Source organism: Dyadobacter sediminis (assembly GCF_005860765.1).
In the GTDB taxonomy this organism is placed as follows: domain Bacteria; phylum Bacteroidota; class Bacteroidia; order Cytophagales; family Spirosomataceae; genus Dyadobacter; species Dyadobacter sediminis.
In genome coordinates this window covers 956,125-981,841 of sequence record NZ_VCEI01000021.1, presented here as the reverse complement: position 1 = coordinate 981,841, position 25,717 = coordinate 956,125, and the positions used below count along the sequence as shown (strand labels likewise).

The following is a 25,717-nucleotide window of genomic DNA, read 5'->3' as shown; positions in this document are numbered from 1 at the left end:
TTATGAGCAATCAAAGTATTGATTTTTATCAGGAACAAATTGAGGAGCAGGAAAAGAAATTTGACATACATAACTATGTCAGAGGATATCTGAGATATTGGTTTCTGTTCCCTATCTTTCTTGTTCTGACGTTAACAGCTGCATTCTTTTACCTGCAGATTACGCAGCCGGTATATCTGGCAAAAGCTACGCTGCTGATAAAAGATGAGAAAAAAGGAATTTCCGGAAGTTCAGGTGATATTTTCGAGCAGATGACTCAGTTTGGCGGCAACAAACTGGTTGAAAACGAAATTGAAATCCTGAAATCCCAGACCTTAATGGAACAAACTGCAAGCGAACTGCAGCTTGATGTAAATTATGAAGCTAAGGACGGGCTTAAAACCATTGATCTGTACAAAGCAAGTCCGGTCAACGTACAGCCTGAACTGATTTCTGAATATGCGTATCAGAATCCGTTGGTCATTCATGTTAAAAGCGAGTCGGAATTTACGATCAATGATGAAGATACATCTCACAAGTACGGACAGAAACTTCGTAATGCCTGGGGTGTTTTCACGGTTACAAAAGGAACTGAATCGTTGTACAGCGATATTACTGTAAAGTTCTATAACATTGCCAGTATGACTGCGGGTATGCTTGGAAGGCTGGAAATTGCAGCTCCGAACCCCAAAAGTACGGTGCTTGAACTGACTTTTGAAGATACTTCGATCCAAAGAGGAAAAGACGTTCTGAACAAGCTTCTGGATGTATACGTGCAGTCATCCCTGAATGATAAAAACAATGAAGCGAGCAATACGCTGAAATTTATTGAGTCGAGGCTTGGATTGATTACCGGTGAACTCGGCGATGTGGAAAGAGATGTTGAATCTTACAAAACGACCCAAGGTCTGACGGATATCGGTGCTGAATCAAATCTGTATCTTCAGAATATTAAAGAAAACGATACGCAGTTGAATGATGTGAACATTAAAATTTCCGTTCTGGAAAGTGTTGACAATTACATCAAAAATGCGGACGCGGGTTCTCCTGCTCCTGCCACGTACCTGATTAATGATCCGGTTCTTGTTGCTTTATTGACAAGATACAACGACTTACAGTTACAAAGAGAAAAGTACGCGCAGACAACGCAAGCCAATAACCCGTTGCTGGGTACAATTAACACACAGATTGCAAATACACGCCAGGCAATTACGGAGAACCTGCAGAATCTTCGCCGCGGACTGGATGTGACAAAGAAAAGCCTTGAAGCTGTTAATTCCAGATTCTCCGCAGGTTTGAGAAGCATTCCTCAAAAAGAACGTGAGTACGTCGGCATCAAGCGTCAGCAAACCATCAAAGAAGGCTTGTATCTTTATCTGCTTCAGAAAAGAGAAGAAACGGCATTGGGATATGCTGCTACGGTTACAGACAGCAGACTTGTTGATGCGCCGCAAGCCGCTTATTTACCGATAAAACCTCAGAAACCTTTGGTATGGCTCGGAGCCGGTTTGGCCGGAATCATGTTACCGGTTCTGCTGATCAATCTGCTGCTGCTTTTCAGCAACACCGTTCAGACACGCGACGAAATCGTTAAAATGTCTCAGTCTTCGGTAATTGGTGAAATCGGGCATATGAAAACAACGGGTGACCAGCCGGGTGAAGAGGCCATTATTAAAATGACCAGCCGCAGCGCAGTTGCCGAGCAGTTCAGGGCGCTTCGTACCAACCTTCAGTATCTTGGTGACGGAACATGCCGTGTCATTATGTTTACATCTTCCATCGGCGGTGAAGGAAAAAGTTTTGTCAGCATCAACCTTGCTGCAAGTTTGGCTTATTCCGATAAGAGAGTGTTACTGATCGGACTGGATTTGCGCAAGCCTACGCTTCATGAACGTTTGCATGTTTCCAATAAATTCGGTGCGTCCAACTGTCTGATCGGTCAGGGCAATACCGTTGATTTCATTCAATCCACAGGCATACACCCTAAATTTGACGTATTGACCAGCGGACCGATTCCGCCGAACCCATCCGAACTGCTGAGCAACGGACGTCTGCCCGTATTGATTGCTGAATTGCGTGAACGTTATGATTATATCCTGATTGATTCACCGCCATTCGGTCTGGTGACGGATTCCTCGCTGATCGCGAAGTATGTGGATGCAACGCTTTATGTTGTACGTCATAACTATACTTTGCAGGATCACCTTAAGCGTATTGGAGAACTGCAGCGTACACACCGTTTTGCCAATTTGTCTGTGATCTTTAACGGCGTTAAATATGGCGGCGGATACGGATACGGCGGATATGGATACGGTGGTTACGGATACGGCTATTACTCCGAAGATCAGGATACCAAATCTCCGAATTTCGGAACGAAAGTCAGAAAAATGCTTAGCAGAAGTTCATAGAGAATAACACGGAAAGTAATCTTGTTTTTGTCGTTCAATCCTTTTGCAATCCACTTTCAGGCATGGATTGATAGATAAAAACAAGATACTTCTTCACTTCTTGAGGAATTTTTAAATTAAAATTGCATTGGACTAAGAATTGTACTATTTTTAGATATCCAAATATAATGATTGCATTATTACCTTAATCAGGCTTATAAAAATCATTAATCAACTCAACGTTATATCATGAAAAAGTCTTTGCTTATCTCCCGACAACATCCGGATCAATGTATCTCCTGTGCATTCCAAATGCAGGTTGCATGTTCTTAAATTTCCGGATCTCTCACTGAATATTATTACATCTTATTTATACAAATTATGAAACTAGCAGTAGTTGGAACAGGGTATGTTGGCCTGGTAACAGGCACGTGCTTTGCTGAAACAGGAAATCAGGTTACTTGTGTCGATATCGACATCAACAAAGTTGAACGTCTTAGAAATGGCGAGATTCCTATTTATGAGCCAGGTCTTGATGTTTTGTTTGACAGAAACGTTGCCGAAGGCCGTTTAACATTTACAACCAACCTTCAGGAAGGTATCAAAGATGCGGAAGTTATCTTCCTTGCACTTCCTACACCTCCGGGAGAAGATGGATCCGCTGACCTTAAGTATATTCTTGGCGTTGCCAATGATCTTGGTCCGATCCTTGAATCTTACGCTGTAATTATCGACAAAAGTACTGTTCCGGTTGGAACTGCTGAAAAAGTACATGCAGCCATTGCAAAGAATGCGAAAGTTGACTTTGACGTCATTTCCAATCCTGAGTTTTTGAGAGAAGGTGTTGCAGTTGAAGATTTCATGAAGCCGGATCGTGTTGTAATCGGAACAACGTCTGAAAAAGCGCAGAAAGTAATGGAGAAACTGTACGCTCCGCTGGTACGTCAGGGAAATCCGATCATCTTTATGGATGAGCGTTCCGCTGAAATGACGAAATATGCAGCCAATTCATTCCTTGCGCTGAAAATTACGTTCATGAACGAAATCGCCAACCTTTGTGAAAAAGTAGGCGCCAATGTAGATGACATCCGTCGCGGTATCGGTACAGACAGCCGTATCGGAAAACGTTTTCTTTTTGCCGGTATCGGTTACGGTGGAAGCTGCTTCCCGAAAGACGTTCAGGCACTTGCCAAAACTTCGGAAGATTACGGATATGATTTCCGTACGCTGAAATCGGTTATGGCCGTTAACGACGATCAGAAGAAAAAACTGATTCCTGTGGTTAAAGAGTATTTCGACGGAGATCTTAAAGATAAAACAATTGCAGTATGGGGTCTTGCATTCAAGCCTTACACGGATGACATCCGTGAAGCACCGGCATTGGAAAACATCAAAGCGCTGCTTGACGCAGGTGCAAAAGTGACAGTTTACGATCCGGAAGCAATGGATAACGTTAAACGCCTGATTCCTGGAATCACTTATTGCCATACCGCTTATGCTGCACTGGACGATGCTGATGCTTTGATGATCTTTACAGAATGGCCTCAGTTCCGTACACCTGATTTCGAAAAAATGGGTAAACTTCTTAAAGAAAAAGTAATTTTTGACGGAAGAAACCTGTACGAACTGGACCAGATGCGTGATAACGGATTTACTTATTACAGCATAGGACGGGAAGCATTAAACGTAAAAGAACTGGTTTAGTTACCCGACAATCGTAAAAGCCAAACAATGTCAAAGCTCATACATGTCATATTATCCGGAGGAGTAGGAAGCCGCTTATGGCCGGTATCCCGCAAATCCATGCCCAAACAGTACATTCCCATGTTTGGTGACAAATCCCTGTTTCAGCTCAGCGCCGAGCGTAACAAGCATTTGGTAAGCCAGGCACTTGTAGTTGGAAACAAGGAAAATTATTTGCTGTCACAGGCGGATATGGTGAGAGCGGACATTGCTATTTACGATGAAATAATTGAAGCGTTACCGCGGAATACGGCGGCGGCTGTTGCTTTCGCCGCATTCGCGGTTCATTCAGATGATATCTTGCTGGTTACTCCTTCTGACCACATTATAACTAATGAAGATGCTTATGCCCAGGCTATTTCCGAGGCAGTTGGATTTGCTTCCGAAGGTTACCTTGTGACCTTCGGAATCACGCCAACCAAACCGGAAACGGGTTACGGCTATATTGAGTGTGATGGAAATGCGGTGTTGTCTTTCAGGGAAAAACCGGATTCGGAGACGGCTCAATCGTTTCTGGAATCAGGAAATTTTCTTTGGAACAGCGGCATGTTCTGTTTTCAGGCAGGCGCCTATCTGGACGAACTGAAAAAGTTTGAGCCGGAAATTTATGAAGCTTCGCTTACAGCTTTTTCTCTGAGGTCCGACGATTTTCTTCCAACTGAAGAAAGCATGCTGATCCCTTCCAAAAGTATAGATTATGCGGTAATGGAACGCTCGGATAAAATCAAGGTTGTAAAAGCAAATTTCGGATGGTCTGATCTGGGTTCGTTTGAATCCATCTGGGAACATTGGGAAGGTCAGGGTGAAAATCACCGCTTTGTGAAAAACAACTGTGTCGTAGGTTCCAGCAAGCATGTTGAATTTCTTGGAGTTGACAACCTTGTTCTGGTCGAAACAAATGATGCCATTCTGGTTCTGGCCAAGGGCAGTTCACAGGATGTGAAAAAGATTTATGAAAGACTGGAAAAGGAAAAGCCGGAACTGGTTAATTAACGATTAAAAATCGAAAGTTAATTTGCAATCGTTTTTTACTTACCCTTACAGTTCGCACTTTTACAGTATCATAGAAATAAATAATACTACCAAAATTATTAACAAAGCAAAATGTTATTCAACGCGGTAAGCTTTGCTACATTCCTGTCCGTTTTACATGCATTAAAGTGGCATTCCCTAAATCCTGTTTTTACTCCCTGGCATCTGTCCATGTTTCCAAAAGCTGTACGTTCCTCTACTTCAACAACATGCGATTTTAAGATACTATAACCGTTTGCGGCCTGCATGCCTTTTGTTAAATCCAGTCCTTCCGGGCAAGCCAATTAAATTCCTCCAAGTAAAAATGATGTGATGAATACTGCCAGTGCATTAAAGAAAAATCTAATTTCCAATATATTACTGTTTGTTTTAAATGGAATAATCAGTTTCTGGTTGCCTCCGTTTCTGGTAAAAAAGCTTGGAATCGGCGCTTACGGTCTTATCCCGCTCTCCACTTCCATGATCGGATATGCTGCGATCATAACTGTTGCTATCAATAGTTCCGTTTCCCGGTTTCTGGCACTCGATCTTACCAATGAAAATTATACAGCCGCCAACCGAACTTTCAATACCGCTTTTACCTCTTTGTTTACCCTGCTGGCGCTTCTTGCGCCTTGTCTGTTTATATTTTCGTTCAACATTTCCAAATTCATTTCCATACCCGAAGGACTTGGACATGATGCTTCCATCCTGTTTATGTGTGTAAGCGTTGGCTTTATTATGTCCGCCTTTACATCCATTTTCAATTCATCCGCTTACATTGCAAACAGACTGGATCTTGTTAACCGGGTTTCTGTCATCAATACATACACAAGAGTAATTTTAATTCTCCTCATCTTCTTTCTTATCAACGTTTCCCTGGCGGGTTACGGAACTTCTATTCTGATCGCAAGTATTATTTCCAGTTCTTACAGCTTCTACCTTTTCAGAAAATTTACGCCTACAATCAAAATCGATTTCAAGCTTTTTGACAAATCGGTTCTGGGTGAAATGCTTTCCATGGGCTGGTGGCTGATTGTAATTCAGCTCGGAAGTATTCTGTTTTTACAAATTGATTTATTGGTTATCAACAAATTGCTCGGAAACGTACAGGCAGGAAAGTACGGGATTATCCTTGGGTGGAGCCATATCATCAGAACACTCGCCATTGCACTTTCAGGATCACTTGGACCGCTGATCCTGAATCTTTATGCCAAAAAGGAATTTGATCAGATGATCCGTTTGACGCAGATGTCGAACAAAGTCCTTTCGCTTTTCATCGGTTGTATGGTAAGCGTACTTTGCATCATTGCGCCGGCACTGCTTTCCATCTGGATCGGGCCGGAATATGCTTCGTTAAGATGGCTGTTTATGCTTGTTTTGCTCCCACTACCGATCAATCTGGGCGTTTTACCTTTGTTTTCATTAAACCGGGCTTACAACAAATTGCGTGTTCCGGGTATATACACGGTTATTATGGGAGCCTGCAACCTTTTTCTGGCCATGTATCTGGTTGGGGAAACCAGTCTGAAGTTGTATGGAGTGGCAGCAGCAAGCGGGATTGTACTTACTTTCAAAAATTTCATTTTTATGCCCATTTACGTTGCCAGCAACATGGGTATTAACAAGCTGACCTTCTTTAAAGCATCCCTGAGTACAATGCTCCTGCTGGTTATAGCAGTTGGAACAAGCCTTGTTTATTTCGATTTCTTTGTAATTACCGACTGGTTTCATCTGATTCTTCACAGCGGCATTCTGTTCCTGATATTTGCCGGTATTTCATTTTTATTACTTAATAAAGATGAGAAAAAGATGATCCTGAACACCGTATTAAAAAAAACCAAAAAAAAGTGAAAAATATTATTTTTTTTAAACCTGCGAAGCAAACTGAAAATATCGGAGATCTGCTGATCAATCTGGTGGAAGTTGAATTGCTGCGTCCATATGGTCAGATTGTAGTAGACGATCTTTCAGCTCCTTCCTGGTTTGTTGATGAAATCAGTACTTCTCCTGCGGATCAGCGTTTATCAAAAATTTCAGGAAATCAGTTGTTGAAAACGCTTTCTTCGCTGCTGGTGAAACAATTGTTTTCCAAAAAATATCAGTACTATCTTTTTATTCAGCCTGGCCACACTTCCAGAACCGGCAACGATCTTGCCATGTCAACGCTGAAGCTGAATCTGAAAATGAATCTGCTGAAGATGCTGGGGTTGCGGATTTGCAGGATCGGTTTTTCAATTGGCCCCGTGGATGTTCCGAACGGCTGGGCAGAATCCATCGGATCGCGTGCATACCATTATTACGCATTAAGAGATCATGAATCTTTGAAAATTGCGCAGCAATATAATTTTAAAAATCCGCAGTATTTTCCGGACCTTGCATGGGCATATGCGCCTGAAAAAATAGAAAAACAAGCCGGTGATTACGTGGTGATCAGCCTGCGCTCCAATGCGTACGGAAAGGAACATGATTCGGCTTACCTTCAGCCGCTTATTGCAAAGTTCAGGGAGTTACTGATCCATGCCGGCCAGCAATCACTTAAGGTCATGATTACCTATCAGGTAAAATACGACAGAGATGCTTGCGTAGAACTGTATGAAAACCTGAAAAATGAATTTGACTGCGAATTTGTAGACAGTAAACTGACGCTTAAAGAAGCCAATAAAATTTACGGAAGCGCCAAATTCATTGTAAGTAACAGGCTCCATGTTTTGCTGCTTGCATTAAAATGCGGAGGTTTGTCTTTTGCATTGGTTGATCAGAAAGACAACAAAAAAATAACCAGTATTTTTCACGATAATAACCTGAAAGAACTGATCCTTGATGTAAAGGAAAATGCAAACGCGAATGCGGAAAGACTGAAAAAAGGACTTTCAAAAAGCAATGAAATGATGGCTGAATTCAAAACCATTCAGGCTGGAAATAAAAAAGTAATTGAAGACAAACTGAACAATATTTTCAATCAGTAACATTATAGTCAACCGGATTATTTAAACTATCAACATGGTATCCATTATTATTCCATGCTACAATTGCGAAGGTTTCATTAATCGTGCCATTGATAGTGTTATTAGGCAGACTTTTGAGGACTGGGAACTCTTGTTGGTAAATAATAATTCTACGGACAATACACAGAAAGTACTTGAACTTTGCCAAAGCAAAAATCCGGAACGCATTTTTATTTTTCAGGAAAACAAAAAAGGCGCTCCGGCTGCACGAAATAAAGGGCTTCAGAATGCAAAAGGAAAATGGGTTCAGTATCTCGATGCAGATGACGAATTGCTGCCTGATAAAATAAAAAATCAGTTGAATTCGGCAGAACAAAACAATGCAGACTGTATTATTGGAAATGCTGAATTGATTGAGAAAAAAGGTGAAAAAACCGTAAGAAGCATCAGGCCGTTATATTCTGCCGATGTGTGGATCGGTCTAACAACTTCCCAGCTTGGAATTACAAGTGCCATTCTCTGGAAAAAAGAAATACTTGATAAGATCAATGGCTGGAATGAACAGCTGACATCATCGCAGGAATACGATATGATGTTCAGAATGCTGAAAGCCGGCGGCAAGGTCATTTTTGAAGAAAGTACAAATACGCTGATTCATAAAACGGACAGTGCTATCTCAAAAAATCCTGATAAAAGTAAAATGCTTAAAATCATTGACAACAGGATTAATCTGAGATTACAGATTTTTGAATATCTGACAGAAACCGGCCAGCTTACGAAAGAAAGAGAAGCCATGATTCACAAGTATATTTATCAGGAACTTGCTGGAAACGGGATTAATGTAAAGAAATATCAATCAGAAAAGCTGAAAGGTTTTTCCATAGATGTTCCCTATAATCTGAGATTTAACGCCTATTGGAATGATACAAAACGCACGCTTAAAAGCAACGTTAAATCATTAATCCTTGGCAATAAAACGAGCAGATAAAATAGCAGTATGATCTTTCAGATTAAAATATAAGCGTCGTGCTAGTATCCATTATAATACCGACATATAAGGATTGGAACCGTCTTTTACTATGCCTGAAAGCATTGGAAGAGCAAACTTTTCCTGCCAGTGATTTTGAAATTATTGTAATCAATAATAATCCTGCTGACCTGGTTCCTGAAAATTATCCGGTTCCTGTTAACTGTAAAATCGTAACGGAAGCAAGACCGGGTTCTTACGCAGCCAGAAATGCAGGAATCCGACTGGTGCAAGGCGATATTATAGGCTTTACCGATTCTGATTGTATTCCTGCACAAGACTGGATTTACAATGCGGTTGATTATCTGAAAAAGCATAAAGACGTAAGCAGAATAGCCGGAAATATAGAGTTGTTTTTCAAGAGCAATGACCTTACTCCTGCGGAATTATACGAAAAAGTATACGCTTTCAAACAGGAAGAAATTGTCAAAAGCGGACTGAGTGTTACCGGCAATATGTTTACTTACAAACATGTATTTGACAAAGTTGGAATATTTAATGAAGAGCTGCTTTCCGGCGGTGATTACGAATGGTCCAAACGAGCTTCCAATGCGGGTTTCAAAATTGTTTATGGTCACAATGTGGTTATAAAACATCCGGCCCGAGACAAAATGTCTGATCTGATCAAAAAGACAAAGCGTGTGGTTGGAGGCGATAATCTGTCAAAAACGATGGCTGTTCTGGATTTGATGAAAAACCTGAAACCACCGTTGCGAATTGCATTCCATCAGATCAAAAAGTACGGAAATGACTTGTCTTTCAGCCAGAAACTTAAAGTTTATTCCATCAAATATTACCTGGCAATTACCTGCAGTGTAGAAAAAATAAGGATTTCTTACGGAAACCAGGCAAACAGGGAATAGTCAAAAAAAAATTGAATGCAACTCAACGGATTTATTTATCAGTAAAAGGAATGAATCAAGCTCATAAAATACTTATTCTGTGTAATGTTTTTGATTTTACGGCTTATACCAGAAGAGCTACACTGGAGTCAATTGCCAAATTGTCGCCGGGAACGAAATGCATTTCAACCGTTTCATACTGGTTTCCGCAAGAGCTGAGACTGCATAGCGACCATCTTGAAATTACACCGTTTTTTTATTATTTCCCGTATCAGTTAATCAGAAGATTCAGGATTCTGAATTACATCAATTTTATGATTAACCGCATGCGCAAAAACTTTCATCTGGAAGATTTCGACACTGTAATTCTTTCACGTCCGCACAATCATATCTTCGGGCCTTATATCAAAGACAAAAAGAAGATTGTAATTTTGAGCGATGCGTATCATACCATGGGAAATACGCTGGATGAAACCAGAAAAGTCATTGAAATGGCCGATGTTATTATGGCTACAAGCATGGCTTTGAAAGAAGTATATGTACAAAAATATTATTCTATTACGGATAAGAAAATCGTTTACTGGCCCAATTGCGTAGATCTTGAAGTTTGGGATCCTAGGAAACTAAATGAAAAAAAATCCAGATCGGTAAACGATGAAATTACTGTTGGCTTTGCAGGGAACTTTATGGAAGCTACGGATATCCATCTGCTTTATGAAGTTGTACAAAAAATGAAAAATGTAACTTTTATTCTGGCCGGAAAGGATAATTTTCCTGCAAACGCGCCGGAAAAAGAAATATTTCAAAAGATAATCAGTGCTCCGAATGTAAACTATAAAGGTTATATCCATTACACACAACTTCCGCAAGAAGTAATGACATGGGATATATGCATTATGATTGATGCAATCAGTGAACATGCTTCCTATCATCATCATAATAAGATGTATCAGTATCTGGCACTCGGAAAGCCGGTTGTTTTTCAGAAAAATCACAATGATTACGAATCTCTTAAAGAAGTTGCCGTAGGCGTAACCGGTTCTTCCGAGTTTGTAGAGCAACTAGGATTAATGATTCAGAAAATCAAGAATGGAGAAGATTTTACAGAAAAAGCCAAATATATGGCGTCACTGAATTCAAGCGAAAAAAGAGCCGAACAACTTCTCAGCATGATTTAAATACCACACTTATGGCAATTTTTGATAAAAAATGGTTTCCGATAATCGCAACGATGCTCTGCATGTTTGGCGGGCCGGGTGTTTTACTTTTCATTGGATATCCGCAATCTGACGCAGGTGGTTCAGCTATTTTCCGTATTCACCCGCTGGGCTATTTTCTGATTTTACTTACCATTTATAATGTAATCCGATACAATTATTTTGTCGGAATATTTAAGGAATACTGGGGCTATACCATCTGTGTTGCAATTGTACTTATCTATTCATTAACCTACGGTACTTCGAAAGGGAATCTGTTTTTGTTTAATGTGCTTTTTTGCCCTGCGCTTGTCATTTACAATTTCCAGTTTATGGATATTAAGAGATGGAGACAAGTCATGTTAATCCTGAAAATATTTTTTTATTCCGATTGTGTCCTCGCGATTCTTGAAAATGTTTTCCGCTTCAAATTATTTCCAATTAATGAAACGGCAATTCTTTTTCGCTCCAATGCATTTCAGGGCCATCCGCTGAATAACTCGCTTTTTTTGATATTTTTTGGTCTGTTCTTTTATGCATATGAAAAGAACTTTGTCAGACAAATGATTATCATTGCCCTTACTGTTGGTGCGCTGGCAAGTTTTGGTGTAAGATCGGGATTGGTGGCCTTTTCTCTTGGTATTACTTTACTCAGTTTGAAATTCGTTGAAAATGGTAAATTAAACTTTTCAATGAAGAATATTGCCACGCTTGTTATTTTGTTTGTAAGCGTTATTTACATCGTATTTTATACATCACTCGGCACAAGGATCACAGCGGTCGGAAGTTTTCAGGATAATAGTACAGAAGTTCGTTTTGGTGCTTACAGTTTGTTTTTGGGTATTTCATGGAATGAAATTATCTGGGGAACGCCACAAGAACTTATAGATTACCTCATGTACATCTATAACATCAAAATCATTGAAAATTTCTGGATAATCTGGGTACTTAAATATGGTATTGTATTTACAGCTTATCTTGCCGTTTACTTTATTATTTTTCTTTTCAAGATTACAAAACTGGGTTTTCCGTGGGGATTATATAACCGGTATGCTGTACTCGGATGCTTTTTGATTGCAGCATCTTCCAATAATTCGCTTGCAGTAAACACAATGGTTGTGAATGCCATGACTATTTTATGCATGGCACAGTACCGGATTTTGCATGCGGATAAAAAAGAAAAAGCGGAAAAAGCAGCCAGAATGGTACGCACTAAATCAGTAGAAACGATTGCAATCGGCTGACCGATTAACTTTTCTGCATTAATGAAAATTGGCAGTTGATTTAAAGTAATCATTTCTGCAGCAACAGATCGAATTAAAGGCATTCATACAAATAACAGTGCCGTGGTCTGTTCAGTCAATGCTCAACGTTTTAAGAATTATTATGAAAATTAAAGTACTGCATATTCTTAATAACCCGTCTATCGGCGGCATTGAAACTTTTGTTTATTATTTAACCAAAGTACAACAGAATAATCCGCAGCTGGATATTTCACTCCTGTTTTCAAGGCCGGATGGAAATCTTAAAGAAATGTTTATTGCAACCGGCGTCAAATGTTTTTTTCTGAATATCAAACCGTTTGATCTTGACATCAATAAATATGCAGCATTCAAAAAGATTTCACTGGATTTCGACATTCTGCATTTTCATACGTTTCTTCCGATACGGGATTTGCTTGCATCCCGATCCGGATCAAAAAGGATTTTCACGCAGCACAGCGTCGACGGGATTGGCCGGGTAACCAAAAAAACTGATTTCCTGAAAAGAATGATGCTCCGAAATTTCCTGAATACAAAAGTGGATTATGTTACTTATAACTCACATTACACCAAGCAGTTCTGGAAGGAAAGAGGCATTTCAAACGAGCATAACCAGGTCGTTTACAACGGGGTTACTTTTGCAGCGGATACCGCTCCCAAAAACAGTGCAGAACCGATTCTTCCGGTAAATAAAAACCATTTTGTCATCGGAACATCTTCCAGGTTTATTCCCTGGAAGCGCGTTGATCTGCTGATTCGTTCATTTGCATTGTTTCAGGCTGGCAAAGAGGACGTTACATTACTGCTGGTTGGCGACGGGACTGAAATGGACAATCTGAAAAAGCTTGTAAAAGAGCTTCATATCGAAAACAAGGTTACATTTACCGGATATACGACCAATGTGACCCATTATCAGTCATTAATGGACGTTTGTGTGTTCCCTTCTACAACTGAAGCATTTGGTCTGGTTGCCATTGAATGTCTGTATCTCGGGAAGCCTGTTCTTGTTTTTAAAGACGGCGGCGGCATTACGGAACTCATCGAAAAAATAGAACCGGAAAACGTGGTCAGTGATGTTAACGCACTTGCAGGCGCTTTTGACAACTATTATCAAAACCGCGATTTGCTTTCGGATGAACACAAGAAAAAACGCAGAGCCTTTGCCGAGCAGTTCAATATGGAAATTACCGCAGAGCACTTTTTCAATATTTACAAAGAAATACTATAAAACAACCTCCGTAAACACTGATTCTATCATCTACTGAAAACACTCTACTTTAAAATTATATGAGTAAAAAGCTATATTTCATTTCACGGGATGCCAACTGGCAGCATTACCGCAATGAAGTTCTTACCTATCTTGCCAACAAGCACGATTATCAGGTGGAAATTCTGACTACCGGCCAGCTGAAACCGTACCTTCATGAAAATGACCGTCTGAAATACAAAATTTTCAAAAATGTATTTTCAGATGAAGCCAAAAAAAGTTTCTTTCCGGGCGCTTTGTCCTACATGCTTAAAAACAAGCCCGGCTATGTGCTTGGATTGAATAACGGAACGCAGCTGACGGAATACATCGGCATCCTGCTTTGCAAACTGGCCGGGATCAAGTTCATTGCGTGGACGCATGCATATGATCACAAACCGATCAAAAATCCGCTTAAAAAGTTGTTCAAAGCTGCACAGAATTACTATTTCTTTACACTGGCCGATTCCATTGTGACTTTTTCCTATGCAGGAAGGGATTACCTGATTGAAAAAGGATTTCCGAAAGAAAAAATTCATGTTGCACCCAATACGCTGGATACCAACAGACTGCTTGCGATTAAGGAAAAAATCAAAGTAGGTTTTGATCGTACTTCGTTCCTGAAAACCGTTTCTCCGGAAATGAACGAGAATTCCAAAGTGATCATTTTTTCCGGAAGGCTCAACAAATTTAAAAAAGTAGATGCGATCATTCGGGCCATGGCGCTGCTCAACAAACAGGACCCGAACATTCATCTCATTGTAGTCGGTGACGGCGACCAGATGACATTGCTGAAAGAACTGGCCGTTTCCCTGAACATTCAGAACAAGGTACATTTTACAGGCTATATTTTTGAGGAAACGATTGTCGGACAATACTTTCTTGCATCCGATATCTTCATCATGCCGGGTTATGTCGGGCTGGCGATTGTGCATGCATTTTCATACGGACTTCCGCTGATTACCGAAGATATTGATTTTCACAGTCCTGAAATCCAGTTGCTGCACGACGGTCAGAACGGCTACTTTGTAAAGGAAAATGATGAAAAGCAGCTTGCCGACAAAATCCTTCATTTGCTAAGCGACAAAGCTTTGCTGCAGCAACTGAGCGCCAATGCATTGAAAACGATTCAGGAAGAAGCCAGCATTGATCTGATGGTGGAAAGAATGAATACGGCAATTACACAATAATTATTATTTCAAAAGAATTACCATAAATATGGCTGATGTAAAATGGTTGATCAATCGTCTGAAAACGATGAGTGCTGGTGAAATCCAGTTCAGAACCAGTCAGTTTGTAAAGAAAAAAATTGAAAAGAAGAGGCTAACTGTTCCTAAATCCACTTTGATCCGTACGGCGGATCTGTCTTCCTTCAAGACTTTTGATTTCAGTGCGTTTGAACTGCCGGAAACGGGTAAATTCCATTTTTTCGGCCTGGAAATTGATCTGGACAAACCGATCAATTTTCATCATGATATTTCATCCGGAAAGGATTTCCCGATGTCTTTTTCAAAAGATATCAATATCCGTTCAGATGCATTCGGAAGCGCAAAAGTAGTTTGGGAAGTTAACCGGCTGCAGTTTCTTTTACCGATCCTGATCAAATACAGACAAACCGGCGATAAATCATTTCTGGATCAGTTTGTCCGGATCATGACCGACTGGAATGCGCAGAATCCGTATCTGAAAGGTGTAAACTGGTACAGTAACATTGAAGTTAACATCCGGCTGATCAATTGGTATTGGTGCTGGCTGCTGCTGGCAGATGATAAAAAATGGACATCAGGCGCGGATTACAAGAAATTTACGAACGAAATATGGCTGCCGCTGATTTATCAGCATTGCTTTTATGCGCATAACAATCCATCTTATTACTCCTCTGCAAACAATCATTTGATCTCGGAATATGCCGGATTGTTCATTGCCAATTGTCTCTGGAAATTTGAAGAATCGGACAAATGGCTGGAATTTGCGGTAAAAGGGCTGGAAAAGGAAATTCTGGTTCAGCATTCTGCAAATGGTATTAACAAAGAAGAAGCTGCGGAATACATCCAGTTTATTACAGATTTCTTTCTGATCAGCTATGTCGTCGGCGAACAGCATGGAATCAAGTTTTCGGCTTCGTACGGAAATATGCTGAGCAAAATCTGTGAGTACATTTATCATTTTCTGGATGCAAAAGGCAACTTTCCGAAATATGGCGATGAAGACGATGGCCGTGTAATCCTTCCGGATTTTGATACGCACAGCAACAATTTCATCTCGATTCTGAATACTGCGGCTGTACTTTTTCAAAAACCTGAATGGAAGAGACCGGATTCGGAATGGGACATTAAATCGGAATTGCTGACTGCGCACCGGAACGGCAAAGCATACTGGAACAATATCACGCCTTCGGCCATACCGCTTGAAAGCAAATTCTATTCAGAAGAAGGACATTTTTATTTCAAGGGCGCCACAAACACAGGTAAAGAAATATATGCGCACCTTGATGCGGCAGCACTTGGATTTCTGTCCATTGCAGCGCACGGCCATGCGGATTCACTTTCGTATTTTATCAATCTGGACGGATTTCCGTTTCTCGTTGATCCCGGCACATTTACGTATCACACGCATCCGGAAGTAAGAAAGTACTTTGTCAGCACACTTGCGCACAATACGATTGCCGTTGGTGACGAAGATCAGGCGAAACTGGCAGGCCCGACCATGTGGCTTCAGCATTTCGAAAGCAGTGTGGAATCTGTTCAGAAAGAAGGCAATACGCAAAAAGTGGTTGCGAGCCACAACGGGTATCTGAAAAGCGGTGTGCTGCACAGAAGAACGTTTGAATTCGACAAAAAGCAATCTGAATTCAGGATTTCTGATGAAATCACATTGGAAGGAACGAAGGAAACGCAGCTCAGAATGCCTTTCCATGTACACCCTTCGGTGCAGATCCAACAGATTGACCCGGTAAATTTTATTTTGTCAAGGCCCGGCGATACGGAATTAAGAATTCACATTGAATTATCTTCGCAGCTGAATTACGAAATCTGTAAAGCAAAAGAAGAAAATCCGCTGGGATGGTACTCTCCTACTTTTATGGTAAAAGTGCCTTCCTCGCTAGTATTAGGAAGTATTAAATTAAGTAAATCTATTTCTCTCGAAACTAAAATTAAAATTTTATCAACGTTATGAACATTAGTATATTCGGTTTGGGGTATGTTGGCTGCGTAAGCCTTGGATGTCTTTCAAAAAATGGCCACACAGTAATCGGTGTAGATGTAAGTCAGGACAAAGTTGATCAGATCAACAACGGACAGGCTACAATCGTCGAAAAAGATATTGATGAAATCATCGCAGAACAACATAAAGCAGGAAGAATAAGCGCCACCACGGATTTCAAAGCCGCTATTTTTCAGACTGAAGTTTCCATTGTTGCGGTAGGAACGCCTTCCAGCGCAAAAGGACATTTGAACCTGGATTACATTTTCAATGTAGCACGCAATATCGGTGAAGTGCTGAAAGAAAAAGAAGCATTTCACGTGGTTGCGCTTCGTTCTACTGTGTTACCCGGAACCTGCGAAAAATTCGCGCATATTATTGAAGATGCTTCCGGCAAGAAAAGCAATGTGGATTTTGCCGTTGTCGACAATCCGGAATTTTTGAGAGAAGGGACTGCGGTAGAAGATTATTACAATCCGCCATTGACTTTGATCGGCGGAGAGAGCGAAAAAGCGACTTCGCTGATTTCAAGCCTTTACGAGCAGCTTCCTGCAGAAGTGATTGTAACGGATACAAAGACTGCGGAAATCATGAAGTATGTCAACAATACTTTTCATGCGCTTAAAATTTCGTTCGCCAATGAAGTTGGAAACATTTCAAGTGCGCTGGGCATTGACTCGCATAAAGTAATGGAGATTTTCTGCAAGGACAAGCAGCTGAACATTTCTCCGTATTATTTCAAGCCTGGATTTGCGTACGGCGGCTCTTGCTTGCCAAAAGATTTGAAAGGTCTGCAGACGCTTGCGCATGATTTGTACGTAAAAGTGCCTTTGATCGAAAGTATAGACCAAACCAATGTTATTCAAATCCAGCGTGCCGTCAGCTTGCTGAGCAAGTTTTTTGGAAAAAGAATTGCGATTCTTGGTCTGAGCTTTAAAGCGGGAACAGATGATTTGAGAAACAGCCCTTCGGTTGAACTGGTGGAAACCCTGATCGGAAAAGGATTTGATATTTCGATTTACGACTCCAATATCCAGATTGCCAAACTGACCGGAAAAAACAAGGATTATATCGAAAGCCGCATTCCGCACCTTTCCAAACTGCTTGTCGATAACCTGGATTACGTAATTGAGAAAAGCGATGTACTTGTTGTCTGCAATAAAGAAAAGGAGTTCATCCAGAAGCTTTCTGCAATAAAAGGAAAAACCATTGTGGATCTGGTTCGTCTGCCGGCTCACAACGAAGTTAAAGCAGAAAATACTTACCACGGAATTAACTGGTAAGATCGAATAATCGCACCCAAAGAATATAAGTGATGAACAATGACCTTTTAGGTAAGCATATTTTAATTGTAGTTGAAAACCTTCCCGTTCCGTTTGACCGGCGTGTGTGGCAGGAAGCAAATACATTAAAAGAGCAAGGCGCAAAAATATCCATTATTTGCCCTAAAATGAAAGGATATACTCAGAGCAGAGAAGTGATTGACGGTATTGAAATATACCGTCATCCGCTTCCGCTTGAAGCGAGCGGCGCATTGGGTTATCTGATGGAATACGGGGCTGCGCTTTTCTGGGAACTGGTATTAGCGATCCGTATCTATAGTAAAAAACGCTTTCATGTCATTCAGGGCTGCAATCCGCCCGACCTGATTTTCCTTATCGCATTGCCGTTTAAGCTGCTGGGTGTCAAATACGTATTTGATCATCATGACATTAACCCGGAATTGTACGAGGCCAAATTCAACAAGAAGGACTGGTTTTACAAACTGATGGTCTTTTTTGAGAAACTGACTTTCAAAACGGCGGATGCGAGCATTGCAACCAACGAATCGTACCGGAACATCGCCATTCAGCGCGGAGGCATGAATCCTGCAAAAGTTACCGTAGTACGAAGCGGCCCGAAACTGGACCGTCTTAAAATTACAGCCGGCAATCCGGTTTATAAAAAAGGACGTACTTATCTGATCGGTTATCTTGGCGTGATCGGTGATCAGGAAGGTATTGACCTTTTGCTGGAATCATTCAAATACATCGTCGAAAGAAGAAAAGATGTACAGCTTGCAATCGTAGGCGGCGGAACCAGCGTGGAAAGTCTTAAGGCACTGTCCCTGGAAATGGGATTAGGTGATTATGTAGATTTCTACGGAAGGGTTTCGGATGAACTTCTTGTCGATATCCTCAATACTGCGGATGTTTGTGTGAATCCGGACCGGCCAACAACCATGAACCAGCTTTCCACAATGAATAAAATTATGGAATATATGGCTCTTCAGAAACCGATTGTACAATATGATCTGAAAGAAGGACGTTTTTCTGCACAGCAGGCTTCCTTATATGCGGATAATACGAATACAACAGACTTTGCTGAGAAAGTAATGTGGCTTCTGGACAATCCTGAAGAACGCAAAAAGATGTCTGCATTTGGTTACAGCAGGGTTGTAAGAGAGCTTTCCTGGGAATTTGAGAGTAAAGTTTTAATTGATTTTTATAAAAGACTGCTGCTTTAATCTATAAAGCTTGTGCAGCTGAACCGGAGTTGTAATGAAGAAATTGGTCAGTATCTTGCTTGTTACAGGTTGTGTTTTGTCAGGAAAAGTTATTGCCCAACGAAATGATGTTATTCTTCGGGACTTTTTCCAAAACAAGGATTATAAGAAAAACTGGGAAAAGGCCGAAAGCTGCTGCCCGCACTCCATAAAGCTGCTGACCGGTGCTGATCAGGTCGCTGGAAGAAATGCCATCCGGTTTGAAGTGGACCGCAACGACCAGAAAGTCAATAACGGCTATCGGTCCGAACTCCGAATGGCCAAGGAAAAAACGGCGGACATTGAACGCTGGTATAAATTCAGTATTTTTCTTCCCAAGGATTACGAAATCGATTCAACATTTGAAGTATTGGCGCAGTGGCATGAAGTTCCTGATTTTTCATTGGGAGAAAAGTGGCGTTCTGCGCCAATTTCCCTTCAGACTGACAAGGAAAAATGGAGAATATGCATTAATTCCGCCAGTGATCCGGTCAATACGGACAAGACAATTAGTTTGAAGAAGACCATCGAATTAAGTGACATTAAAAAAGGGGTCTGGACAGACTGGCTTTTCCATATCCGGTTCTCTTATCAGGAGGACGGCGTTCTGGAAGTCTGGGAAAACGATAAAATGGTTGTCGATTACAAAGGGCCCAATTACTACAACGACAAAACAGGTCCGTTTTTCAAAATCGGTATTTATAAAACCCCCTGGAAATTTTACAGGAACAACTCGATCGTAACCAACCGAGTCATTTATTTTTCGGATGTGAAAGTTGGAAATGAACATGCAAGTTTTGATTCAATGAAAGACTAGAAGTTCTACACTTCTTTCTAACATATGTGAAAATATTATAGGACAATTTATTATTCAAATTGTCCTATAATATTTATCAAAAAGAAAAAAAGTACAATTTTCATCTAAATTTCAAGCTATAATCATGGCTTATATGCCTGTTTTTGCTTAACTTTCCTTTCTCTAAAAATTACTTTTTGTAATTGATCAACGTCTCTGCCGCAGGATAATTGAAAGTCTTAAAAGCAGAACCTCTTAATTTAACTTTTGAATGTTAATCATGTGGATGGTCATTAAATATGCCATATGGGCATTATTTTCTGAATTGTCTATGTAGTCCATCTTGTATTATACAATAGATTCTACTTGTTTATAGTATAATATAATCGGTTTATTTTTCACTTGTAGCTTATTATATCTGATTTAAACTATACCTAACCTACAATGCTTTTGAACGAGTTGGCACCACTAAGTATCTTTGATTTTAGGCAGGAATCTACATTTACAAACAGCAACATCCTATTTTCACGCAAAGGCGAAGCATCCTATTACGGAGCGGACGGCCTTCTGCACTTTTCACAACTTGGCCAAAACTGGCTTATGCAAAGCCAGAACCTGACTGTCAAACCTTGGATCAGTGTCGGCGTTTCGGTAAGCACACCGAGCAGCATTGCAGCACCGGACGGCACATTCAGTGCTAATAAAATCACTGAAAATCAGGTCACCGGCGAACACAGAATGTCCAGGAACCTTTCTGTAACAAAAGGTGAAGCCGTAACGCTGAGCATTTACGTCAAAGCAGGCACCCGAAGCAGGATACAGTTCAGCTTTTCAAACGGTTCATCGTACACAGGCGGAAATCCTACCGTGAAGTTTAATCTGGCAACAGGCACTTTCACTTCCATAAGTTCCAATGTTGTGAGTTCCCAAGCTGTCAACAGCGGAAACGGATGGTGGAGAATCAAACTGACCGGAATGCCGGACCTTGGAACTGCTTCCGGATTTCATCTGTATATAGTAAACGATTCCAATGGGATCAATTACAGTGGAGGTAGTGATAAATACATTTATGCATGGGGCGCGCAGATGGAGGCCGGAACTAATATGTCAACATATATACCTACTACGGTAGCTCCTTTGTATGGCAGTAGTTTGCGGTACAATTACAATCTTTCCGGTTCCACGCCTACACTTGCCGGCGCACTTATCGAACCCGAATCCACCAATCTGATTCCCTACTCCCAGAAATTTGACACAAGCGCCTGGAACAAGAGAAATTCAACAGTCGTTACATCCGGCACGAAATCACCGGACGGCGTTAGCAGCGCGTATAAAATAAAGGAAAACACTTCCAGTGCCACCCATAACATTGCACCCGTTTCAAACCTCACTACTTCTTCCGGCGGTACCTACACATTAAGCGCCTTTCTGCACGAAGCGGAACGTGACTGGGGCTATTTTAACGTAAACGGATCATCCATTCATTTTGACCTGAATAACGGAACGCTCGGAAACAAGAATAGCCTTTTCATTTCCTGGATGATTGAAAATGCCGGAAACGGATGGTTCCGCTGCAGCGCCACATTCATCGCCTCCTCTTCTTCCACTTCCATTTACATCGGTGCGGAAAAGTACAATGGCCAGCAGTCATATGGCGGCGACGGTAACAGCGGAATTTTAGTATGGGGCGTACAATTTGAAAAAAGTATAGTTCCAACCAGTTATATTCGTACCAACGGAAGCGCTATGACCAGAGATGCAGACATTGTAACGCTGAGTTCACCGGATTCCAATCAATACGATGTATTTATCCAGCGGTCACAAGGCGGCAGCTGGATAAATGGTAAAAGCGGCAGTTATCAGGTTGAAACCTCAATCAACGAAATACTTCTGATCAACTTATACAATTCCGGTGTAACAATACGTGAAAAGGAAGAAAGTGTTCAGGCCATGTTCCCGCAGGTATACGAATCCATAGGCATTAGCGGCACAACTGTTCCGTTGTTTAATGAAGTGTATTATACCCAGTCGCCCAGCAAGTCGTGGTCCATGCAGAAGGCAGTGAACAAAACCGCTCCGATATTTCGCGCACAGGTCAATTCCAATGACGTTTGGTCGGGTGATGCCAACAATCAGGATCGCGAACGCTCGGAACTTTACCTTAAGAACGCAAACCTTCCATTTAACCGTGACATATGGCTTTCATTCGCCATCAGAATAGCACCAGGCACTGCATTAAACCTTGAATCGGCAGACTTCTGCTATCTTGGACAGTTTCATGCCAGCGAAGATGACCGCGATATCAGTTCCCCGCCGTTGCTTGGAATAAGGCTGGAAGGACTGGATACAATCAAGGTATTCACTTGTTCGACCACGGATAACCCGCATTACAAAAGTCCGAAATCAATATTGAGAGGGACAACCCAGTTTGAACGCGGAGTATGGCATAAAAACGTCATGCGTATCCGTTTTTCTCCTACCAACGGACAGTTGCAATGGTGGAAAGACGGACAGGAATTAGTTAATCTCTCCGGTATCGGAATCGGCTATCCGGACGAAGTGGGACCATACTGGAAATTTGGTATTTACCGGTCACCAATGTCAAATACAATTGCTGTTGAATATGCTAATATGGAAGTTGATTCTGTAAATTCACTATTATCCCGCATCAATAATCCACTTATAATATCGTAAAAATCTTTGCTTAATTAAACAAACATGATACTTAAACGCAGGAACTTTATTCAGGTCGTTTCCTTAGGTCTGGCAACTGTAGCATCAGGATTTAAAGTAGCACTTCCGGAAAAACCAACTCCTCCGGATACCAAAACGCTGGATATCATCATGCCTTCCCGGGATGGCAAATATGTGTTCTTTGTTGACGGGCAAAAACAACTGCTTCAGATAACAAATGAAAAAGGCATCCTGAGAATTCCTACACATTCGTGTATTATCAAATATATTGCAGCCGATGGCGTAACCAAGTTGTCCGTTTACATTGATCAGGATACCGCCAAATCTCACCTGCTGCCCGGAGTACCGTTAACAGAAGTTGAAAATGATTCCGAATGGAATGCAGTCATACTGGGCAATCCGATCCGTGAAGGAAAATTATCCACACAGATCTCCGGCCCTGTCAACACCAATGCCGTTATTGAAGTTCTTGATCTTCAGGGTCGTTCCCTGATCAAAGAAACAGTTAACAAAACCAAGTCGGTAGAAGCATTTACGCTTGATGTGCAGCGTTTTGCAAAAGGCATGTTACTGGTAAAAGTAAGTAGCGACGAATTCACAAGGACTATGAAAGTCCTGCATGTAAACTGAAATATGCTGCATGAATACGGCGGAACGAACAAACCCGATTGTTGTAAAATACTTTTGTCAGATCTGAAGTATTTTACAACAATCCGCCACACTCAGAAAATGGGTAAGCAATTGTACTAAGCGTACTTATTTAAAATTTCCTGAAACGATTGACATACCAATTTGTGCATCAATCTGTTTTGATCGGAACAATGCGGAAATCAGGCTGCTGCTGCCGAAATAAAATCTTTTATACTTCACGCCTGCCCCGATATTGATACCCGCATATTCCTGATAGGAAATCGGTACGGATACTCTGAACTTGTGGTTTCTCCATGTGGGAACTATGCCCGCATAAGCCGGACTATGCAGGTTATACGCAAAGTCTTTTTTCCTGGTGTCCATTCCGGCATCAACAAGCACACTGTAAGCATCATTGATGTTATAATGCATTTTGAAGCGGATCATCATGGGCAGCCTGTATGAATACTGCTTTTTGAAAGTATCAGTCTGCTTGAAAAACTTGCTGTATTTATCGTAAATTCTGGTTGTATGGCTGAATGATGAAAACTTGATGCTGTTGTTGAAGTAAAGCCTCATGTTTGACGGAATGCCTATATCATAAGATTTGCTATACTTCGGATCAGGCATATAATGAACTTTCCCGACATCCGTTACAGAAGCCATAATGGTCAGTTTCGGCGCTTGTTTCAAATCTTTGTAATATTCGTAAACCAGACCGAAGTCTGCGCCGAGACTTGCTTTCCGTGGTTTCAAAAAACCCAGAAGGCCGAATTCTGCAAGGAAATTTCCGGATGTCTGCGCAGATACTTTACCGGTTGCATCCGTCAGATAACTTCCTTTTGTTTTGTTTTTCTTAATGGTTCCTACCAGATCCGATGAAAGCATTGAACTGTTTGCGACACCGTTAATGTATCGTAAAGTAGCCCCTCCCCGGATTCTCGCATGCTCGCCCGACCATAACGTTCTGGAAACCGATATGCCTAAGTCATTGAATACTGCGGTATTCATGCGCATATCCTTCTCTGCCACGATATGGCTTGGATACGTATAAACCTTCTTCGCCGTCTCGCCGATTTCCGAAATCAGCCGGCCAATTACGTCTGAATAGTTAGCTATCACGCGCGAACGGGTTGTAACTGCAATACTCGTTTTCTCATCGAGACGGATTGCAAACGAAGGCCCGAGTAATCCGATTTCAGCATAGCCCGATGACGGTTTTTTTATTCCTAAAATGCTTCCGCGTAAAAGATCATTATGAAATACCGTGAACAAGGAGAATTTGGCTGTATTGGCAGAAGACCTGAAATACAGGGACGCATAATGAGCAGACCATTTATGCGATTCAGGAACTTGCAGGACAGCAGGATTATAGAACGTATTGGTTAATTCATACTGGTTAAATTCTGTCGTGCTGAACTGAGCAAATGAACTGCTGCTTGCAAGCATGAAGAAAAAGAGATACAATCTTTTCATGAAAGATTAAAGATGTTTGATAAAGATTTCCAACATAGGTCCGGATGCCTGGTTCATTACGGCGCTACTTTCTTCTTGCATCAGGCAATGTACAGCATATCTGTAAGTTACTGAAAAATCCGGTCCCTAACATTGCCGTTTCAAAGAATAGTCGTTGTCCGCAAAAGAGTTAATGTTTCCGTAATACGGAGAAAGTTCAATTTTATGGAAAGCTGTGCACTTGACAAATTGCAAACTGCTTCATACAGGATTGTGTGCATTTTCCAAAGCCTTGCCTTTACTCCAATGCAAAAGTAACCGAATACTTCCTCACTGATATTAAAATGCGGTTAGACTTACAAACTCCTTGTGAGGAAAGCTACAAACAAAAACACGTTATTATAAAATAAATACTACAATCTCAATTCTTGCACTTCTTTCCATTTACTTTTCTAATCCATTTACATACTTCATTCTGCTATTTAGTAATTCCAGCTTGGACGGCTTAGTTCTGAGCAAGCATTCAAGTTCTTTTGTTAAAAACTATTTGAACAAAACGTATCAGATCAATCCATACTGACTTTATTTAAATGCCCTTTTGTAATACTAGTTTGTAAAATTTATTTTGAATATTAAATTTTGTTACATAGCTTTAATTAATAATTAATACCAAATAAATACGTATAATATTTATCAAATTTGTACTACAAACAATTTATAGAGATTTACATAAGTCATTTACTCTAAGCTCTTTTCGATACCTATTCGAATTT

General features: G+C 40.9%; 18 protein-coding genes. 17 read left to right on the top strand and 1 reads right to left on the bottom strand.

Annotated elements, in window-relative coordinates; genetic code table 11:
* Window positions 1-2 precede the first annotated feature (2 nt).
* From FEM55_RS11330 to FEM55_RS11250, 17 genes are all read left to right on the top strand, one after another.
* Window positions 3-2,387 (top strand): GumC family protein, encoded by a 2,385-nt coding sequence (locus FEM55_RS11330; protein WP_138281431.1) that lies wholly within the window; start codon window positions 3-5, stop codon window positions 2,385-2,387.
* Window positions 2,388-2,747: 360 nt separating this feature from the next.
* A complete protein-coding gene (locus FEM55_RS11325; protein WP_138281430.1) occupies window positions 2,748-4,070 on the top strand; it encodes a UDP-glucose dehydrogenase family protein in 1,323 nt (440 codons plus the stop codon).
* Between the two features lie 27 nt (window positions 4,071-4,097).
* The gene (locus tag FEM55_RS11320; RefSeq protein WP_138281429.1) at window positions 4,098-5,102 is read left to right on the top strand and encodes a mannose-1-phosphate guanylyltransferase; all 1,005 of its coding nucleotides are present in this window, start codon (window positions 4,098-4,100) and stop codon (window positions 5,100-5,102) included.
* A 351-nt stretch (window positions 5,103-5,453) separates the two neighbouring features.
* Window positions 5,454-6,974, top strand: coding sequence for a lipopolysaccharide biosynthesis protein (locus tag FEM55_RS11315; protein ID WP_138281428.1), 1,521 nt, complete (start codon window positions 5,454-5,456; stop codon window positions 6,972-6,974).
* Complete coding sequence (locus FEM55_RS11310) at window positions 6,971-8,089, top strand: polysaccharide pyruvyl transferase family protein (RefSeq protein WP_171036534.1); 1,119 nt, start codon at window positions 6,971-6,973, stop codon at window positions 8,087-8,089. Before FEM55_RS11315 ends, FEM55_RS11310 begins: the two co-directional genes overlap by 4 nt.
* Window positions 8,090-8,123: 34 nt before the next feature.
* Complete coding sequence (locus tag FEM55_RS11305) at window positions 8,124-9,056, top strand: glycosyltransferase family 2 protein (RefSeq protein ID WP_138281426.1); 933 nt, start codon at window positions 8,124-8,126, stop codon at window positions 9,054-9,056.
* Window positions 9,057-9,094: 38 nt separating this feature from the next.
* Window positions 9,095-9,958 carry a glycosyltransferase family 2 protein gene (locus tag FEM55_RS11300; RefSeq protein ID WP_171036533.1) on the top strand — a complete coding sequence of 288 codons (864 nt, stop codon included), beginning with the start codon at window positions 9,095-9,097 and terminating at the stop codon, window positions 9,956-9,958.
* Between the two features lie 50 nt (window positions 9,959-10,008).
* Entirely contained in the window at window positions 10,009-11,115 is a 1,107-nt protein-coding gene (locus FEM55_RS11295) for a glycosyltransferase (RefSeq protein WP_138281424.1), read from the top strand.
* Window positions 11,116-11,126: 11 nt separating this feature from the next.
* Entirely contained in the window at window positions 11,127-12,377 is a 1,251-nt protein-coding gene (locus FEM55_RS11290) for a VpsF family polysaccharide biosynthesis protein (RefSeq protein ID WP_138281423.1), read from the top strand.
* Window positions 12,378-12,519: 142 nt separating this feature from the next.
* Window positions 12,520-13,623, top strand: coding sequence for a glycosyltransferase family 4 protein (locus FEM55_RS11285; RefSeq protein ID WP_171036532.1), 1,104 nt, complete (start codon window positions 12,520-12,522; stop codon window positions 13,621-13,623).
* Window positions 13,624-13,682: 59 nt separating this feature from the next.
* A complete protein-coding gene (locus FEM55_RS11280) occupies window positions 13,683-14,831 on the top strand; it encodes a glycosyltransferase family 4 protein (protein ID WP_138281421.1) in 1,149 nt (382 codons plus the stop codon).
* A gap of 28 nt (window positions 14,832-14,859) precedes the next feature.
* Entirely contained in the window at window positions 14,860-16,818 is a 1,959-nt protein-coding gene (locus FEM55_RS11275; RefSeq protein ID WP_138281420.1) for an alginate lyase family protein, read from the top strand.
* A complete protein-coding gene (locus FEM55_RS11270; protein WP_138281419.1) occupies window positions 16,815-18,128 on the top strand; it encodes a nucleotide sugar dehydrogenase in 1,314 nt (437 codons plus the stop codon). The genes FEM55_RS11275 and FEM55_RS11270 overlap by 4 nt, the downstream gene beginning before the upstream one ends.
* 32 nt (window positions 18,129-18,160) lie before the next feature.
* Entirely contained in the window at window positions 18,161-19,351 is a 1,191-nt protein-coding gene (locus FEM55_RS11265; protein WP_138281418.1) for a glycosyltransferase family 4 protein, read from the top strand.
* 34 nt (window positions 19,352-19,385) lie between these two features.
* Window positions 19,386-20,186: a polysaccharide lyase family 20 protein gene (locus FEM55_RS11260; protein WP_138281417.1), complete on the top strand. Its 801-nt coding sequence runs from the start codon at window positions 19,386-19,388 to the stop codon at window positions 20,184-20,186.
* A gap of 423 nt (window positions 20,187-20,609) precedes the next feature.
* Window positions 20,610-22,859: a phage head spike fiber domain-containing protein gene (locus FEM55_RS11255; protein WP_138281416.1), complete on the top strand. Its 2,250-nt coding sequence runs from the start codon at window positions 20,610-20,612 to the stop codon at window positions 22,857-22,859.
* A 24-nt stretch (window positions 22,860-22,883) separates the two neighbouring features.
* Complete coding sequence (locus tag FEM55_RS11250; RefSeq protein WP_138281415.1) at window positions 22,884-23,489, top strand: T9SS type A sorting domain-containing protein; 606 nt, start codon at window positions 22,884-22,886, stop codon at window positions 23,487-23,489.
* Between the two features lie 126 nt (window positions 23,490-23,615).
* Here the strand turns inward: FEM55_RS11250 and FEM55_RS11245 are convergent, their stop codons facing one another.
* The gene (locus tag FEM55_RS11245; protein ID WP_138281414.1) at window positions 23,616-24,965 is read right to left on the bottom strand and encodes a DUF5723 family protein; all 1,350 of its coding nucleotides are present in this window, start codon (window positions 24,963-24,965) and stop codon (window positions 23,616-23,618) included.
* Between the last annotated feature and the right edge of the window lie 752 nt (window positions 24,966-25,717).